Raw genomic sequence first — 14,462 nt, 5'->3', positions numbered from 1 at the left:
TCTTTTTTTATCCAAATCTGTCACACCAACATCAGGAATCCGTCAGCAGCAGAATATCTTCCTCCTTCAGATACAGCTCCTTTGGAATCCCCATTTCCGGGCTCCAGTCTGTTTTTGCGATCTTCCACTGCAGCCAGCTGCATTCTTCATTCTTCCGGAACGAAATGTTCCATTCAAACGGATCTTCCCAGATTTCGGATTCGTTGACCGGAAATACATTTTCCTCACCCGGCCTTTCTACTGTGGCCAGAAAATGTGCCCGGATGCCGACTGCGCGGATATCGTCTGCAATTTCCCGCTCCTTTACGTGCAGCGTCACGCCCCAGTCCACGGCCCGCAGCGTGTGCGCATCCACCCGCTCGGCCGCCGAAATGTTCTTGCAGCCCGACAAAATTGCCGCTGTGCGCGTCTTCGGATTCTGGAAAAATTCCTTCAGCGGTTCCATGACTTCCATCTTTCCCCGGTTCATACAGCTGACCGTATCGCAGAGGCAGTACACCTCATCGCGGTTGTGTGATACGAAGATGACCGGTTTTCCGGCCTCCTTCAGATGTTTGTACATCTCCTGCTCCAACTGCCATTTCAGATAGGTATCGAGCGCTGAAAACGGCTCGTCGAGCAGAATCAGCTCCGGCTCTGCTGCGAGCATCCGTGCCATCGCGACGCGCTGTTTCTGTCCGCCGGAAAGCTGTCCCGGGATCTTTTTCTCCAGCCCTTCCAGCTGAAACTGGCGGATTAACGATTCCGTCCGGCTCCGGTCCGGCCGTTTTCCCATGCCTGCCTCAATATTCTGCACAACATTCATATGCGGAAACAGGGCGTAATCCTGGAACATATAACCGACTTTCCGCTTCTGCGGCGGCAGATTGATTTTTTTCTCCGAATCAAACAGCACCTTGCCGTCAAGGACAATCCGCCCCTCATCCGGCTTTTCGATTCCGGCGATGCACTTTAAGGTCATGCTTTTTCCACAGCCCGACGCGCCGAGAATCGCAAAAATCTCCTGCTCCGCCCGGAACTGCATATGCATAAAAAAGCCGTCCAGCTTTTTCGTAATATCTACTTCAAGCGCCATTCTTTATCCTCTACCACTGTTTCTGATTTTTCTTTCTCCGGTTACCGAGAAGGTTCATTGCCGTCATCGCAAGGAATCCGACGAGCAGTACGACAACAGACCAAAAACCCGCCGTTTTATAATCCCCGTCCTGAATCACCATTGCGATTTTCTGGGAAACGGTACCCGTCTTTCCCGGAATATTTCCGGCCAGCATCGACGTCGCACCGTACTCACCGAGCGCCCTTGCAAATGCCAGTACCGTACCGGAGAGCACGCCGGGACCTGCCGATGGGATGACCACTTTCCAGAAAATCTTCCACTCCGACATACCAAGCGTCCGCGCCGCATAGATCAGGTTCGTATCCACCTGCTCAAATGCCGCTCTCGTATTGCGGTACATCAGCGGAAACGCGATAATCGTTGCCGCCAGAATACAGCCAAGCCATGTCTGTACTGCCTTGATACTGAAATTCTCATACAGTGCAGCACCAAACGGACGGCGGAGGCTGAAAATCAGAAGCAGGAAAAAGCCTGCAACGGTCGGCGGCAGAATCATCGGAAGTGTCAGAAAGCCGTCAATTACGGCACGCGCGCCGGGACGCAGCTTCATCACCGCACGCGCGGCAAAAATACCAAAGAAAAAGGACAGAATCGTCGCCACAATACCGGTCTTGATCGAAATGACAAGCGGGCTCCAGTCCAGTAACTGTAAAAAATCCAGTATTTCCTGCATAACATTTCCTTTCTATCCACGGCAGCCCTGCATACCTGCATCACGCATCCTGCCCGGATTTTCTCTGATGCAAAACCACCGTCCGTAGAAACGAAATCTTTCTTTTTCGGACGGTGATTCCAAATCCCTGCTGTTTTTTGTGGGATCTTCTTTTTATTCTACCTCTGTATCAAAGTAATAATTCCGGAAGATGGCGGCTGCCTCATCGGAAGTCAGAAACTCTACAAAGTCTTTCGCTGCTGCCTGCTCGGTCTCATCTGCCTCTTTGTTGACAACCTGTGCTGCCGTGTAGATGACATTTCCGGTCAGATCGTACGGAACGACCTGCAGAACCTTCAGACGGTCCTCCAGACCGTAGGTATCGGAATAATAAACCGTACCAACCTCGTTGGATCCCTCTGCAACTGCGGAAGTAACGGCTCCTACGTTTGCACACTCATTGATTTCCACGCCGCCGAGCGCTTCGGAAACCTGCTGGGTTGTGATGGCCGATACGTCGTCTGCTTTCTCCAGAATGCCTGCATTGACCAGTGCTTCTCTTGTGTATTTTCCAACCGGAACGGAACCGTCTGCCAGTGCGATGCTGGATGCCTTGTTCAGATCCTCCAGGCCCGTAACTTCTGTATTGCTTCCCTCATAGGTTACAACGCAGACCTGATTGTTTACGATATTGTGGCGGGTTCCCTCAACCAGAAGATTCTCTTCCTCAAGCTGCTCCATCTGTTTTGCTGCTGCGGAGAAGAATACGTCGCAGGATGCACCCTCTTCGATTTGTGTCATCAGAGTTCCTGAACTGTCATAGCTTCCAACCAGTTTGACATTCGGCTGGGTCTTATTGTACTCGCTGATCAGCGTCTCCATTACGGAGTTCAGGCTCTTTGCGGCAAATACGGTGACAGTGGTATCGTCAAATACTTCGCCGTCTGCTGTGCTCTTGGCACTGGATGCGCTCTCTGCTTCCGAAGAAGCGCTGGATGCAGATGTGCTCTCTGCCTTGGAGCTGCTCTTACTGGAAGAATCTGTGGAATTGGAAAATCCGCATGCGGCAAGAGAAAGTGCCATAGCTGCCATCAGAAGAATGGATACGGTTTTCTTTTTCATGATAATTGACTCCTCATTTTGTATATTTACGTATGAAGCGCCGGATGTGCACCTTTTCGTTTTCCGGTTTTTGCTGACCGGATCTGAATGAGCTGTGCGGCAATGCTGATTGCAATCTCCGCCGGCGTCTCGCTTCCGATCTCGATTCCGATCGGGGCATAGACACTGTCGAGCTGTTCTCCGGTAAAACCCTGCGCTTCCAGTTTTTCGCGCACATACTTTGTCTTTCTGCGGCTTCCCACCACACCGATGTACGACGCGCCGGTGCGAAGTGCAAACGCCTCGGCATCCGCATCGCACCGGTGGCCGCGTGTCACAATCACGAGATAATCATTTTTCCGGATCGAAAGAATCTCGTCCAGTTTCGTAAAATCCACCAGCATGGTCTGCCCGGCGTCCGGGAACAATGCTTTGTCCACATATTCCTCCCGGTCATCGAGTACGATACAGCAGAAATCCAGATGATGCAGCACCGGAACGAGTTCCTGGGCCAGATGGCCGCCGCCGAACAGATAAACCTTTCCGTCGTAGCAGAATTCCTCGGCGTAATACGTTTTCCCGTCCAGTTCCAGAATCCGGCAGTGGCCCGCTTTTTCCTGTGCCGCCGGAAGCATTTCCCACGCTTCTTTTTTCAGCACGCGGATGCCGGTTCCGTCCAGCGCAAAAAAAATCCAGTAACTGCGGTACTGCTCCTGCGCCGCAAGCGCCTGCGCCAGACTTTCTGCTTCGCCGTGCGCTCCATTCATAAAATAGAAGCACACCTTCACTCTGCCGCCGCAGACCATGCCAAGCCCCTTCCCCTCTCCAGTTCCGAGATCGTATTCTCTGTATTCACTTTTCTTCTCCTGCACCAGCTCCTGCGCATGCAGAACCGCCTGATATTCCAGGTTTCCGCCGCCGATAGTTCCGAAAATCCGTCCTTCCCGGCCGACCAGCATATAGGCGCCCGTCGTGCGCGGAATGGAGCCGTCCCCTTCGGTGATAAAGGCAAGAACCGTGTCCTGTCCCTCTTCCAGCTGTGCAAGCAGTTTCCGGTAAAGTTCGTCCATGTTTCCTCTCCTTGTGTCTGATCTCTGGTCTACTTTTCCGTCACCAGTTCGATGGTGTCACCCTTTTGAATCGTGCCGCCGCGCAGCACCACCGCGAAAACGCCCTCCCGCGGCATGATGCATTCACCCATGCGTTTGAAAATCTCGCAGTGGCTGTGGCACTCCTTTCCGATCTGCGTCATCTCAAGCAGCGCATCCCCGCAGGAAAACCGCGTGCCGACCGGCAGATTCCGGAAATCATATCCTTCCACGATCAGGTTTTCCCCGAAGGCGCCGAGCGGAATATCCGCCCCCTTTGCACGGAAGGCTTCTATTTTTTCATACGACAAAAGGCTCACCTGGCGGTGCCAGTGCCCGGCGTGTGCATCGCCCTCGATGCCCCAGTCTTCCACCAGCTTCGCCGTTTCCACCTCGTACTTTGCCGTTCCCCGTTTTTCACTGATACAGATTCCTATGATTTTTCCCATTTCTTTTGTTTCCTCTTCTTTTCGAACCGCCGTCATTTCATCCGCCGATACCGGACATCAGGTGGTGCTCTGTCATATCCTTCGGCCGCTCAAAGCAGTGTTCCATCGGCTTTTTTAAGATTGCCTGTGCCATCACATCCCGCAGATCCGCCGCCGTTCCGTTCTGCAGAACCTCCCGCAGATCCACGCCGTTCTCATAGCAGAGACAGAGCTTTAAAAAGCCGCGGCTTGTCAGCCGTACGCGGTTGCAGCTTCCGCAGAACTTTCCGTGGATCGCGCTGATAAAGCCGACGGGCATCGACAGCTTTTCGTACCGCACATAAGCCGCAGGACCGTTTCCTTCTTTTTCCTGGTCCGGCGTACATGCCCCATACCACTGTTCCAGCTCTGTTTTCAGCGCCTCATTCGACGGACCCACGTACGATTTTCCGGCGCCCACCGGCATCACCTCGATGAACCGCACCGGGACTTTTTCCTGCTCTGCAAATTCAAGCAGTTCCTGCGCATGCAGTTCTTTTCGATGCACCGCATTCAGCTTCACTAAAAGACCCGCCTCTTTGGCCGCGCAGATGCCCTGCTTTACCTGCTCCAGCGCATCGCGTCCGGTAAGCGCCGCAAACTCTGCCGCATCCACTGTATCCAGGCTCACATTCACACTGTCACAGCCGGCCGCCTTCAGATCCCTCGCACACGATGCCAGGCGTACGCCATTCGTCGTGATCCCAACGGATGCGGTGCCCGGCACTGCTTTTATTTTCTGCACCAGCTCCACGCACTCTTTTCTTACCAGCGGTTCCCCTCCGGTAATCCGGTAATGCGTGATGCCAAGCCCAGCCGCGGCGTGCACAATCTTCAGCATCTCTTCGACGGTAAGCGGCGGATTCTGTTCCGCCTGCTCCAGTGCACAGCCCGCCGCACTCTCCGGCATACAGTACCGGCATCTCAAATTGCACGCGTCCGTGATGGAAATCCGCAGGTAATCTATCGTTCTGCCATACTGATCCTTCATCGTTTATCTGCCTTTTCCAAAACCGCAGTTCGGGAAGGTGCAGACCTTGCAGTTCAGGCAGAGACCGCCCTCGCCAAGACCGGCCAGTTCCTCCGCTGTCACCTCATCATCTGCAATGAGGCGCGGCAGGACAAGATCGAAAATCGTCCGTTTCGAATACATGACGCATCCCGGCAGGCCGACGATCGGTGTTCCGTTTTCGGCATACGCCAGAAGGAACATGGCTCCCGGCAGCACCGGCGCGCCGTAAGAAACGATGCGTGCTCCGGTATTTTTGATCGCCAGCGGCGTCTTGTCGTCCGGATCCACACTCATTCCTCCGGTGCAGAAGACAAGATCGGCACCCGCTTCCATCGCGCGTCGGCATCCGTCTGTGATCTTCGATGCATCATCATCGTAAACCTCATGAAAGATCATCTCCGCGCCGAATTCTGCCAGCTTTTCCTGGATAACCGGTGTGAAGGTGTCCTCGATCCGATGGTAATACACTTCATTTCCCGTTGTCAGAACCGCAAATTTTTTCTTGTGGAACGGCTTTAAGGTCAGGATCGGCCCGTCGGAACAGACTGCCTGTGCCGTCTCCATCTTCTCTTTTTTGATGACGAGCGGAATAATTCTCGTCCCCGCCAGTTTGTCGCCTTTTTTCACGTATGTATCACCGTGGCGCGTCGCAATCATCATCTCGCCGAGGCTGTTTACTTTTTTCAGCTTCTCGCGGTCCACTTTCAAAAGACCGTCGCAGTCCGCGATCAGTTCAATTTTTCCTTCTTTGACATCGGACGGATGCATGTGATCGTTTTTACACATATCGTAAAGAATCTGTGCCGCCTCATTTTCATGCAGCATTGTATCGTCCTTTTCCCAGATGTAAATGTTGTCCTTTCCGACACTTAACAGCACCGGAATATCTTCTTCTGTAATGATGTGGCCTTTGCGGAATACCGCATCTTTTGTCACACCTTTGATAATCTGTGTAATATCGTGGCAGAGCACCTGGCCTACCGCGTCTTCTGTTTTCATCAGTTTCATCTGAAACGCCTCACTTTTTCTATTTGAATCTATTCCAGTTCCCCGCAGATCACTTCCAGCACGCTTCCGGCGATGCACCGCGCCTTATCGGAAATCGTGAAGCAGTTCTGCAGTTCTTCTTTCCGCGGATCGATGTCCGCAATCTTAAATCCCTTCGTCACCGGATAGCCGTCGCGGATCAGCCCGCGCAGCAGACCGGAGAGAGATGCTTCCACAGGTACCGTCCCGTTTTCTGTCTCAATCTCTGCAATCACAGCCCTGGCTTCCACAATGTCTCCGATCGAAGCCACATTCCGCAGAATACCTTCCGCCTGTGCATGCATCACACGCTCTTTTCCGTACCCGCCGATGATGCCCGGAATGCCAGTGTTCGGAACCGCGCTTCCGCTTCGGATCACGCGTCCAAGATTATGACCGCGCTTCGTCTCAATTACAACATCCACATCTTCTCCTGCCGTAAAGCCCGGTCCGAGGGCAATCACAAGCGGCGCCATCTCTTTTGTCGTCCCGAGATTTTTCTTCGCCAGAATCGCATCGACCACGACGGCCGGGCGAAGTGCTGCAATGCTTAGTCCCGCCGGATCCACGAGCACCGGAACACCATCTTTCTTCCAGATCTGCTCCATTTCCTGTTCCAGAAGTTCTTTCCGGTTCTTTTTCTCTGCGAGATCCACGTCCATGCGCACGGCTTCCACGTCCTCTACCCTGGCGCTGCCGGCATATACCGCTTCGCTCAAAGCCACCTGCCGCCGGATCGCCGCCGGGTGCTCTGCTTCCAGAACCAGCAGACGAAAGCCCGCTTTTTTCAGACGATGGATCGTACCGGTTGCAAGATCTCCTGCTCCCCGTACCACGATCAGATCTTTCTTTTTCATCTTCGCTGTCTTCCTTCTTTCGTTTCAGCAGCCGCCGTTTTCTTCCGTCTTCCGCGGTCTGCCTCGTTATTCTCGTGCGAGAATAACGCTTTTTCCATTAATAAAAATACAGGAAAGGACCCGTTTTGTCAACGTGTCCCCGTAAAAAATGTTATTTTTCTTCTGTTCCAAACCACTTCTGAAACGACGCATCGGCGCCTGCGCGGACTTCTTGTTCAAACTTCCGGTACCGCTTCAGGAATTCTTTTCCCTCCGGGGTCAGTACCGTCTGGCCGCCGTTGCTGCCGCCCCGGTTGCCCTGTACCAGCGGGATGCCGAGATCCTCCTCGGCGCGCTTTAAGATTTTCCATCCCTTCGAGTACGCCATCTGCATGCATTTGCAGCCCTTCAAAAGGGAGCCGGTTGCTTCCACATGCTCCATCAGCTCCGCCACACCGGGACCGAAGGCATGATCCGTCCGGCTGACGCGCAGCCGCATGTCGTACCGCAGCTTCTGTCGTAATGTTTCTTCTTTTTCTTCCATCTCCACCTCACACCTCTACAGCAGCACACGGTACTCCGCCTCATAGGCAAGTCCCGCCGTCTGAAGTGCCGCAAGGATTTCTTTTCCCTCTTCCGGCGCTGCTTTCCAGGAAAGGCCGCAGCCCGCCGTAATTTCCCGCGGAACGGGGATCATCCTTCCCGGCAGGCCGTGCGCTCTCGCATACTGCTCCATCTGCATCGCCTGCGTTGTCCCCGCAAACGTCAGAATCCAGGTTTCTTTTCGCTGTCTCATATCGTTTCTTCCTTTTTCCAGCTTCTTTTGTATCCCGGATGCCGGCTGCCGCCTCTCTCACTGCTGCATTTCTTCTTCGGCAAACTCCCGCAGAGCCTGCGCGGCAATCCGGACTTCTTCTTCCGTCAGTACATGGGAAAAGCTGAACCGCACGGCTCCCTGCTCCCGTGTTCCGAGTGCTTCGTGCATCAACGGCGCGCAGTGTGCCCCGCTTCGGACTGCAATACCATAGTTCTCATACAGCCAGTCGCTGACATATCCCGAATCACAGGAGCCGATGTTTAATGCCGCCGTTGGTACCCGCTGCTGCAGATCGTCTGTTCCATATAAAGTAAGTCCCGGGATTCCCTGAATTTCCTCCAGAAAGAGGTGCATCAGCTCCCTCTCTCTTTTGTAAATCATTTCAATCCCCGTCTTCTCCAGATATTCCAGCGCTCCCAGAAGTCCCGCAATTCCGTGGACATTTAAAGTTCCCGCTTCCAGGTGCTCCGGCATCGCCGCAGGCTGTTCTTTTTCATAGCTTCGGATTCCGCTTCCGCCCATTTTGAGCGGCCGGATCGAAAGTTCGGGACGGACGTAGATTCCGCCGGTTCCCTGCGGCCCTAATAGTCCCTTGTGGCCGGAAAAACAGAGCACGTCGATCCCGCTTTTCTGTACATCGATCGGCAGAATCCCCGCTGTCTGCGCCGCATCGACGATCAGACGCAGGGAATGGCGTTCCGCAATTTCGCACACCCGCGCAAGATCCGTGATATTTCCGGTCAGGTTGGAGGCATGCGTAACGACAAACGCTTTCGTGTTTTTCCGCACTGCCGCTTCCATCTGATCGTAATCGATCCTTCCAGATACATCCGCCGGAATCACGGAAAGCTCCAGTCCCTGTTTTTCCAGTGCATACAGCGGGCGCAGAACGGAATTATGCTCGCAGACTGTCGTGATCACATGATCCCCCGGCCCGAAGAGTCCGAAAATTGCCGTGTTCAGTGCCTCCGTATCGTTGCACGTAAATGCAATCCGCTCCGGACTCTCCGCGTGAAACAACTCTGCCAGCCGCATTCTCGTCTCAAAGACGATGCGGCCCGCATCCAGTGTCGCATCGTGTGCACCGCGGCCTGCATTTCCACAGCCGTGCAGTGCCTGGATCATACGCTCCTCTGCTTCTTTTGGATGCCACAGCGACGTTGCCGCCGAATCGAGGTAAATCATGGCTTAATCACGCGATCTGCGCTGCTCATGCGCTCCACGATGTCATACATGTTGGTCACACTGCCGACCTGCAGCTTTTCGGTGATGCCGTAGAAGTTCAGGCATGTTCCACAGGTCAGAATTTCAACGCCGCGCGCTGCCAGATCTTTCAGATCCTCCAGGGACTCGGAACCCTCGCAGGTCAACTTTGCACCGCCGTTGTAGAACAGAATCGTATCCGGCAGCTCATCCTGCTGGGTCAGTGCATAAAGGAAGCTCTTCATCAGAATTTTACCCAGCTCCTCGGCTCCTTCGCCCATATGGTCTGCAGAAAGAACGACGAGTTTTGTTTTCTTTGCCGCCGGTACGAGGCATACGGTTTTCTCTTCTGTTTCAGCCGGCTCTGTTTCCGATACGGTGAACTCCACATGATACTCTTTTTCTTTCTTCTCTTTTACCAGAAAGCCATATCCTTTCTGCTGCGCCATTTTTTCCAGGTTCTGCACGGCGATTTCATTATCCACCAGAACCTCCACTTTTCCGCTTCCCGCAAGTTCTGCAATCGCATTTTTTGCCTTTACCAGCGGTACCGGGCACACATCACCCATTGCGTTTACTGTCTTTTTCTCCATCTCTGCCATTTTTCATCCTCCCTGCCTTACCATTTCCTGCTCTGTGTCACATAAATTTCGGTTCCTGCCGGCTCTGTGATTTTTCCAACGATTGCTGCCGGAATCCCCTGCTCCAGCAGTTTTCTCTGCATTTTTTCTGCATCCACGGCATCCACGGCCATCAGAAGCCCTCCCGATGTCTGCGGGTCAAACAGCACCTCCTGCATGCCGAACGGTATATCCTTAAAGGTCACATGCTGCTCCAGATGATTCCGGTTCCGCTGGCCTGCCGCAGTGATCAGAAACTCCTCCGCCGCTTCCACAGCCCCCGGGAACACCGGAATCTGATCCGCCCAGATATGGCAGGACACGCCCGACTCCATCATCTCATGCAGATGTCCTAGGAAACTAAAGCCCGTTACATCGGTACAGGCATGAATGTGATACTTCCGTGCCGTCTCCGAGGCGTACTTATTCAGCGTCATCATCGATTCCACTGCCTTTTGAAATCCCCCCGGGTTTTCCTCCCCGACGCGGTGCGCCGCACAGAGAATGCCGGTTCCGAGCGGTTTCGTCAGAATGAGCAGATCACCCATGCGGCCCGTATTGTTCTGCCAGATCCGGTCCGGATGCACGGTTCCCGTGACAGAAAGGCCGTATTTTACACTGTCATCCGCAATCGAATGACCGCCGGAGAGCGATCCGCCCGCCTCCTGCACCTTTTCCGCGCCGCCGCGCATGATTTCTCCGAGGACATTCAGATCCATCTGTTCCGGAAAGCAGACAATATTCAGGGCTGTCCGCACCTCTCCGCCCATCGCATAGATGTCGCTTAAGGCATTCGCCGCCGCAATTTTTCCAAACGTGTACGGATCCTCCACCACCGGCGGAAAGAAATCCAGCGTCTGGACCATCGCAAGGTCGTCCGTCAGCCGGTAGACGGATGCATCGTCTTTGCTGTCATAGCCCACCAGCAGATTCGGATCCTTTTCCCCTTTCGGCAGCTTCTCCAGAATATGTTCTAGCACGCCTGCCCCGAGCTTTGCCGTACAGCCGCCGCTCTTACAGAAAATAATTTTTTCTTCTTCCATCGTTACCTGTTCCCTCTTTTTTCAGCTTCTTCCGCACTCTCCGTCCGTTCCGCGCAGAAGTCCCAACGCATGCGGCAGGGTATCAAGTACAAATCCAAGACTCTCTTCCACCGCCTTCGGGCTTCCCGGCAGATTGATAATCAGCGTCCGATGACGGATTGCACTCACTGCCCGGCTCAGCATCGCCCGTTTTGTGATCGCCATGCTGCCCGCGCGGATCGCCTCCGCGATGCCAGGTGCCACACGGCCGGATACCGCCAGAGTTGCCTCCGGTGTCACATCCCGCATGGAAAATCCCGTGCCGCCTGTCGTGAGGACAAGATCGCACTGCTCCAGATCGGCAAGCCGGATCAGTTCCTCCTCGATCATCGCCCGCTCATCCGGCAGAAGACGCATCGAAACGACCTCATACTGCTCCGCCGGAAGCAGCTCTTTGATCCTTGGGCCGCTCTTATCCTCGCGCTCGCCCTGATATCCTTTGTCACTTAACGTTACAATTCCCACCCGGAAAACCGGGAAATCTTTCTTTTCTGTCATGCTTTATTTTTCCTCTTTCTGATAGATATAATGACCGCTCTTTCCGCCGTCCTTTTCCAGAATGTGGATATCACGAATCACCATGCCGCGGTCCATCGCCTTGCACATATCGTAGATCGTGAGCAGCGCTGTGGAAACGCCAGTCAGCGCCTCCATCTCCACGCCGGTCTTTCCGACACATGATGTGGTGCACACGGCCGTAATAGAATTTGTATTCTCGTCCGTGGTAAATGTCACTTCGCAGTTCGTCAGCGGCACAATGTGGCACAGCGGAATCAACTCCGCATTCTTTTTCGCCCCCATGATACCTGCCAGCCGTGCAACGCCGAGCACATCGCCTTTTTTCGCCGTATGGTCCCGCACGGCTGCAAATACCTCCGGGCTTACCTGTATGGTTCCCGTCGCCGATGCTGCCCGGTACGTGTCCGGCTTCTCATGGACATCGACCATGACGGCGCTGCCGTCTTTCTTAAAATGGGTAAATTCCGCCATCTGTCTCCTCCGTTCTATTTCCGTTTTATTCTCCGGGTTCCCACTCTTCTTCCGCTTCACGCACGGGAAGCTCTGCTCTCCCATACCAGGGATTCGTGTTCTCACCGCTTTGTCTTCTGTTTCCTGTCGCGCACGTAACCAGAACATGCTCGATCCCCTGCCTGCGCAGCAGCTCCACAAGTTTCTCTGCGGCCGCCCGGTGTTCTTTTTCCTCATACTGGTGCAGTACCGCATAAAACGTTCTGCCTTTCAAATCCTTCTGCTGTCCCTGTTCCGATGCGATCAGCCGTGCCAGATCTTCTTCCGTGATATGGTGTTCCATCGTACAGTCAAGCAGTTCCGCCGCCCGTTCTGCCCGAAAGCAGCCCTTGCCAAGCGGCTGTCCCAGTGCCGAAAGACCTGTCACACCAATCACAAGATCTGAAGAGGAAAGCAGCGCCGGTTCATGTTCCGCCGGTGCCTTGCACGGCAGGTGCCTTGCGCCGTCCGCCTCGATCAGCGTCAGATCGGCCTTTTTGCGTGCCTCTTCAAATAGTTCCGTTTCCGGCATGGAAAGCTTTTCCGGATCCCGGCAGGCACTCCCGATAATCGCTGCGCGGCCTGTGCAAAATTTTCTTTCGACCGCTTCCAGACTCTGGTCATGCCATTCCTTCGGCGGACGATAAATGTGCGTCGAAGTTGTCACCAGTACCTTCTGATCGTTTTTTACACAAAAGCCTGCCATCTCGTACAGCAGCGTCGTTTTTCCGCCGCCGCCGATGATAGAAACTACATGGTTCTTTTCCTTTAAAAAGGGGAACGCCGTTCCCATCCCTACCGGCTCCAGCTTCTGTTTTTCTGTTTTCTGCCAGATTCGAAGCATCTCCTCTGCCCCCTTCTGCCGTCTTTCTTTCTCACTCTACCATACTCATTTTGGGCTGTCAAATTTTACTCGCGCCGTAAAAACTTGAAAAAAGAACTGCCCCGATCGGGCATCCCCATCAGAGCAGTTCTTCTATTCTTACTGAACGTGTACGGTAAGCACCGCTGCATTTGATCTGTTTCCATCGCTGTCCGTCACATGATACGTCAGCGTGTAATCTCCCGCCACTGCAGTATCCACATCGCCGTCGATCTCAATCTGGTTAAAGAGTGACTCCTGGCTGTCTGCATCATCGGTCATCTCTTTGATATAGCTGGTTTTGTCCAGATCGTTCCCGGCTTCCACTGTTACTTCATACGTATTCAGGTACAGTTTTGGGCTTTCCGCCGGCAGTGCTTCGATTTCCATCTGCGCATCTGTCTCATTTTTTGTGCCCTCTGTGTCATTCTGCTGCGGCTCCTCTGCTGCCGGTGCAGACTCATCTGCCGCCCCACTGTTATCCGTTTCCTGCGTAGCCTCATTTTCCGCCGGGGTATCTTCCGCTGCAGCTTTATAATTCACGCGGCGTGTTGCTTTTGATACATTATTGTGACTGTCCTTTGCCGCATAGACAACCGATGCACTGGTATGGTCATCGTTCGGGAAAATGTTTTCAATCACCAGCGAATCTGTCACATCTCCGTCTTTCTCATCCGTTGCAGTAACGCCTTCCAGCAAAGGCGCTGTATCACTGCCTTCCGCATACGTTACATCCCCATCAGCTGGAAGCTCGATTTCCGGGCCTTTTCGGTCGTCCGTCACTACGACAGCTGCTGTACCGGCTCCTAGCGCCACGCACAGGACAATCAAACCTGCAACAATCCCTTTTTTCATGGCAGTTAATCGTCCTCCTCCTGGCCGTAATCTCCATATTTGTACTGACCGTATTTTCCGTATTTACCATACGCCTGTTTCTGCATATCCACCTTGTTCAGGACAACGCCAAGCAGCGGGCAGTTACTTCTCTCGAGCTGGCTCTTTACTTCCTGTGCAAAACGATAGCTGATCACACCGGACTCAATGACCATGATTGAACCATCACAGATTTCTGCAACGATTGCACTGTCGATAACGCTTCCAAGCGGAGGAGTATCCACAATCACATAATCGTAAACTTTACGAAGTGCATTTAAAAGACTTCGGAAGTTCTTTCCCCCCAGAAGCTCTGCCGGATTCGGCGGAAACGGGCCGGAATAAATCATGTAAAAGTTCTTTACATTGGTAGAACAGATGACATCCTCCAGAGTTGCCTGACCGGACAGGAAGTGTGCCAGTCCGCGAACAGATTTCTGTGTTTTCGTTCTTCCAAGAAGAACCGATTTCCGAAGATCGGCATCGATCAAAATCACTCTTTTTCCGCTCTCTGCAAGAGAAATGCCGAGCTGCATAGAAACACTGCTCTTTCCCTCATTTGGTGTACAGCTTGTAACCGCGATTACTTTCTTATCTTCTCCGCAGAACTGAAGGTTGGTCCGAAGAGATTTGTAGGCTTCCACAATCTGATAGCCTGATTTTTCCTGTTTTACTACTACCTGATTCACGTTCCGTAT

At 53.4% G+C, this 14,462-nt stretch carries 18 protein-coding genes; all 18 read right to left on the bottom strand.

The annotated features are described in order from the left end of the window. Positions 1 to 31: 31 nt before the first annotated feature. The 18 genes from DW769_RS08140 to DW769_RS08055 all read right to left on the bottom strand — a co-directional run bounded on the left by DW769_RS08140 (position 32) and on the right by DW769_RS08055 (position 14,453). Entirely contained in the window at positions 32 to 1,075 is a 1,044-nt protein-coding gene (locus tag DW769_RS08140) for a sulfate/molybdate ABC transporter ATP-binding protein (protein WP_118750228.1), read from the bottom strand. A gap of 10 nt (positions 1,076 to 1,085) precedes the next feature. Then, positions 1,086 to 1,790, bottom strand: coding sequence for a molybdate ABC transporter permease subunit (gene modB, locus DW769_RS08135; RefSeq protein WP_117760651.1), 705 nt, complete (start codon positions 1,788 to 1,790; stop codon positions 1,086 to 1,088). Between the two features lie 153 nt (positions 1,791 to 1,943). Beyond that, the gene (gene modA / locus DW769_RS08130; RefSeq protein WP_118750227.1) at positions 1,944 to 2,891 is read right to left on the bottom strand and encodes a molybdate ABC transporter substrate-binding protein; all 948 of its coding nucleotides are present in this window, start codon (positions 2,889 to 2,891) and stop codon (positions 1,944 to 1,946) included. A 26-nt stretch (positions 2,892 to 2,917) separates the two neighbouring features. Further along, positions 2,918 to 3,940 (bottom strand): XdhC family protein, encoded by a 1,023-nt coding sequence (locus tag DW769_RS08125; RefSeq protein ID WP_117804726.1) that lies wholly within the window; start codon positions 3,938 to 3,940, stop codon positions 2,918 to 2,920. Positions 3,941 to 3,969: 29 nt separating this feature from the next. Next, entirely contained in the window at positions 3,970 to 4,407 is a 438-nt protein-coding gene (locus DW769_RS08120; RefSeq protein ID WP_118750258.1) for an MOSC domain-containing protein, read from the bottom strand. A gap of 37 nt (positions 4,408 to 4,444) precedes the next feature. Next, positions 4,445 to 5,416 carry a GTP 3',8-cyclase MoaA gene (gene moaA, locus DW769_RS08115; protein WP_117802063.1) on the bottom strand — a complete coding sequence of 324 codons (972 nt, stop codon included), beginning with the start codon at positions 5,414 to 5,416 and terminating at the stop codon, positions 4,445 to 4,447. Between the two features lie 3 nt (positions 5,417 to 5,419). After that, on the bottom strand, positions 5,420 to 6,445 hold the full coding sequence (locus tag DW769_RS08110; protein ID WP_117802062.1) for a molybdopterin-binding protein: 1,026 nt from the start codon (positions 6,443 to 6,445) through the stop codon (positions 5,420 to 5,422). Positions 6,446 to 6,474: 29 nt separating this feature from the next. Next, positions 6,475 to 7,320, bottom strand: coding sequence for a selenium-dependent molybdenum cofactor biosynthesis protein YqeB (yqeB, locus tag DW769_RS08105; protein WP_118750226.1), 846 nt, complete (start codon positions 7,318 to 7,320; stop codon positions 6,475 to 6,477). A 151-nt stretch (positions 7,321 to 7,471) separates the two neighbouring features. Then, positions 7,472 to 7,843 (bottom strand): winged helix-turn-helix domain-containing protein, encoded by a 372-nt coding sequence (locus DW769_RS08100; protein WP_055227948.1) that lies wholly within the window; start codon positions 7,841 to 7,843, stop codon positions 7,472 to 7,474. 15 nt (positions 7,844 to 7,858) lie between these two features. Beyond that, positions 7,859 to 8,095, bottom strand: coding sequence for a DUF3343 domain-containing protein (locus tag DW769_RS08095; RefSeq protein WP_022462466.1), 237 nt, complete (start codon positions 8,093 to 8,095; stop codon positions 7,859 to 7,861). A gap of 57 nt (positions 8,096 to 8,152) precedes the next feature. Next, entirely contained in the window at positions 8,153 to 9,301 is a 1,149-nt protein-coding gene (locus DW769_RS08090) for an aminotransferase class V-fold PLP-dependent enzyme (protein ID WP_118750225.1), read from the bottom strand. Further along, positions 9,298 to 9,912, bottom strand: coding sequence for a sulfurtransferase-like selenium metabolism protein YedF (yedF, locus tag DW769_RS08085; RefSeq protein ID WP_334294816.1), 615 nt, complete (start codon positions 9,910 to 9,912; stop codon positions 9,298 to 9,300). The genes DW769_RS08090 and yedF overlap by 4 nt, the downstream gene beginning before the upstream one ends. Before the next feature lie 26 nt (positions 9,913 to 9,938). Then, the gene (gene selD / locus DW769_RS08080; RefSeq protein ID WP_118750224.1) at positions 9,939 to 10,982 is read right to left on the bottom strand and encodes a selenide, water dikinase SelD; all 1,044 of its coding nucleotides are present in this window, start codon (positions 10,980 to 10,982) and stop codon (positions 9,939 to 9,941) included. Positions 10,983 to 11,003: 21 nt separating this feature from the next. Further along, entirely contained in the window at positions 11,004 to 11,519 is a 516-nt protein-coding gene (locus DW769_RS08075; RefSeq protein WP_117804729.1) for a MogA/MoaB family molybdenum cofactor biosynthesis protein, read from the bottom strand. Positions 11,520 to 11,522: 3 nt separating this feature from the next. Beyond that, positions 11,523 to 12,011 carry a cyclic pyranopterin monophosphate synthase MoaC gene (gene moaC, locus DW769_RS08070; protein ID WP_022462471.1) on the bottom strand — a complete coding sequence of 163 codons (489 nt, stop codon included), beginning with the start codon at positions 12,009 to 12,011 and terminating at the stop codon, positions 11,523 to 11,525. 25 nt (positions 12,012 to 12,036) lie between these two features. Further along, entirely contained in the window at positions 12,037 to 12,873 is an 837-nt protein-coding gene (gene yqeC / locus DW769_RS08065; protein ID WP_118750223.1) for a selenium cofactor biosynthesis protein YqeC, read from the bottom strand. A gap of 138 nt (positions 12,874 to 13,011) precedes the next feature. After that, positions 13,012 to 13,746: an immunoglobulin-like domain-containing protein gene (locus DW769_RS08060; RefSeq protein WP_118750222.1), complete on the bottom strand. Its 735-nt coding sequence runs from the start codon at positions 13,744 to 13,746 to the stop codon at positions 13,012 to 13,014. Between the two features lie 5 nt (positions 13,747 to 13,751). Next, a complete protein-coding gene (locus DW769_RS08055) occupies positions 13,752 to 14,453 on the bottom strand; it encodes a polysaccharide biosynthesis tyrosine autokinase (RefSeq protein WP_055227943.1) in 702 nt (233 codons plus the stop codon). Positions 14,454 to 14,462 lie beyond the last annotated feature (9 nt).

This window comes from Blautia sp. AM29-29, assembly GCF_003480555.1.
GTDB lineage: Bacteria > Bacillota > Clostridia > Lachnospirales > Lachnospiraceae > Fusicatenibacter > Fusicatenibacter saccharivorans.
The sequence above is the reverse complement of the archived record's forward strand: the minus strand, read 5'-3'. Positions and strand labels throughout refer to the sequence as shown.

What these genes read in the sequence shown, in the direction of transcription:
- DW769_RS08120 (WP_118750258.1), bottom strand. Translation starts at nt 4,407, where the DNA reads ATGGGAAAAATCATAGGAATCTGTATCAGTGAAAAACGGGGAACGGCA.
- DW769_RS08090 (WP_118750225.1), bottom strand. Translation starts at nt 9,301, where the DNA reads ATGATTTACCTCGATTCGGCGGCAACGTCGCTGTGGCATCCAAAAGAA.
- moaC (WP_022462471.1), bottom strand. Translation starts at nt 12,011, where the DNA reads ATGGCGGAATTTACCCATTTTAAGAAAGACGGCAGCGCCGTCATGGTC.
- DW769_RS08100 (WP_055227948.1), bottom strand. Translation starts at nt 7,843, where the DNA reads ATGGAAGAAAAAGAAGAAACATTACGACAGAAGCTGCGGTACGACATG.
- modB (WP_117760651.1), bottom strand. Translation starts at nt 1,790, where the DNA reads ATGCAGGAAATACTGGATTTTTTACAGTTACTGGACTGGAGCCCGCTT.
- DW769_RS08060 (WP_118750222.1), bottom strand. Translation starts at nt 13,746, where the DNA reads ATGAAAAAAGGGATTGTTGCAGGTTTGATTGTCCTGTGCGTGGCGCTA.
- DW769_RS08125 (WP_117804726.1), bottom strand. Translation starts at nt 3,940, where the DNA reads ATGGACGAACTTTACCGGAAACTGCTTGCACAGCTGGAAGAGGGACAG.
- modA (WP_118750227.1), bottom strand. Translation starts at nt 2,891, where the DNA reads ATGAAAAAGAAAACCGTATCCATTCTTCTGATGGCAGCTATGGCACTT.
- DW769_RS08140 (WP_118750228.1), bottom strand. Translation starts at nt 1,075, where the DNA reads ATGGCGCTTGAAGTAGATATTACGAAAAAGCTGGACGGCTTTTTTATG.
- yqeB (WP_118750226.1), bottom strand. Translation starts at nt 7,320, where the DNA reads ATGAAAAAGAAAGATCTGATCGTGGTACGGGGAGCAGGAGATCTTGCA.
- DW769_RS08110 (WP_117802062.1), bottom strand. Translation starts at nt 6,445, where the DNA reads ATGAAACTGATGAAAACAGAAGACGCGGTAGGCCAGGTGCTCTGCCAC.
- DW769_RS08095 (WP_022462466.1), bottom strand. Translation starts at nt 8,095, where the DNA reads ATGAGACAGCGAAAAGAAACCTGGATTCTGACGTTTGCGGGGACAACG.
- yedF (WP_334294816.1), bottom strand. Translation starts at nt 9,912, where the DNA reads ATGGAGAAAAAGACAGTAAACGCAATGGGTGATGTGTGCCCGGTACCG.
- yqeC (WP_118750223.1), bottom strand. Translation starts at nt 12,873, where the DNA reads ATGCTTCGAATCTGGCAGAAAACAGAAAAACAGAAGCTGGAGCCGGTA.
- moaA (WP_117802063.1), bottom strand. Translation starts at nt 5,416, where the DNA reads ATGAAGGATCAGTATGGCAGAACGATAGATTACCTGCGGATTTCCATC.
- selD (WP_118750224.1), bottom strand. Translation starts at nt 10,982, where the DNA reads ATGGAAGAAGAAAAAATTATTTTCTGTAAGAGCGGCGGCTGTACGGCA.
- DW769_RS08075 (WP_117804729.1), bottom strand. Translation starts at nt 11,519, where the DNA reads ATGACAGAAAAGAAAGATTTCCCGGTTTTCCGGGTGGGAATTGTAACG.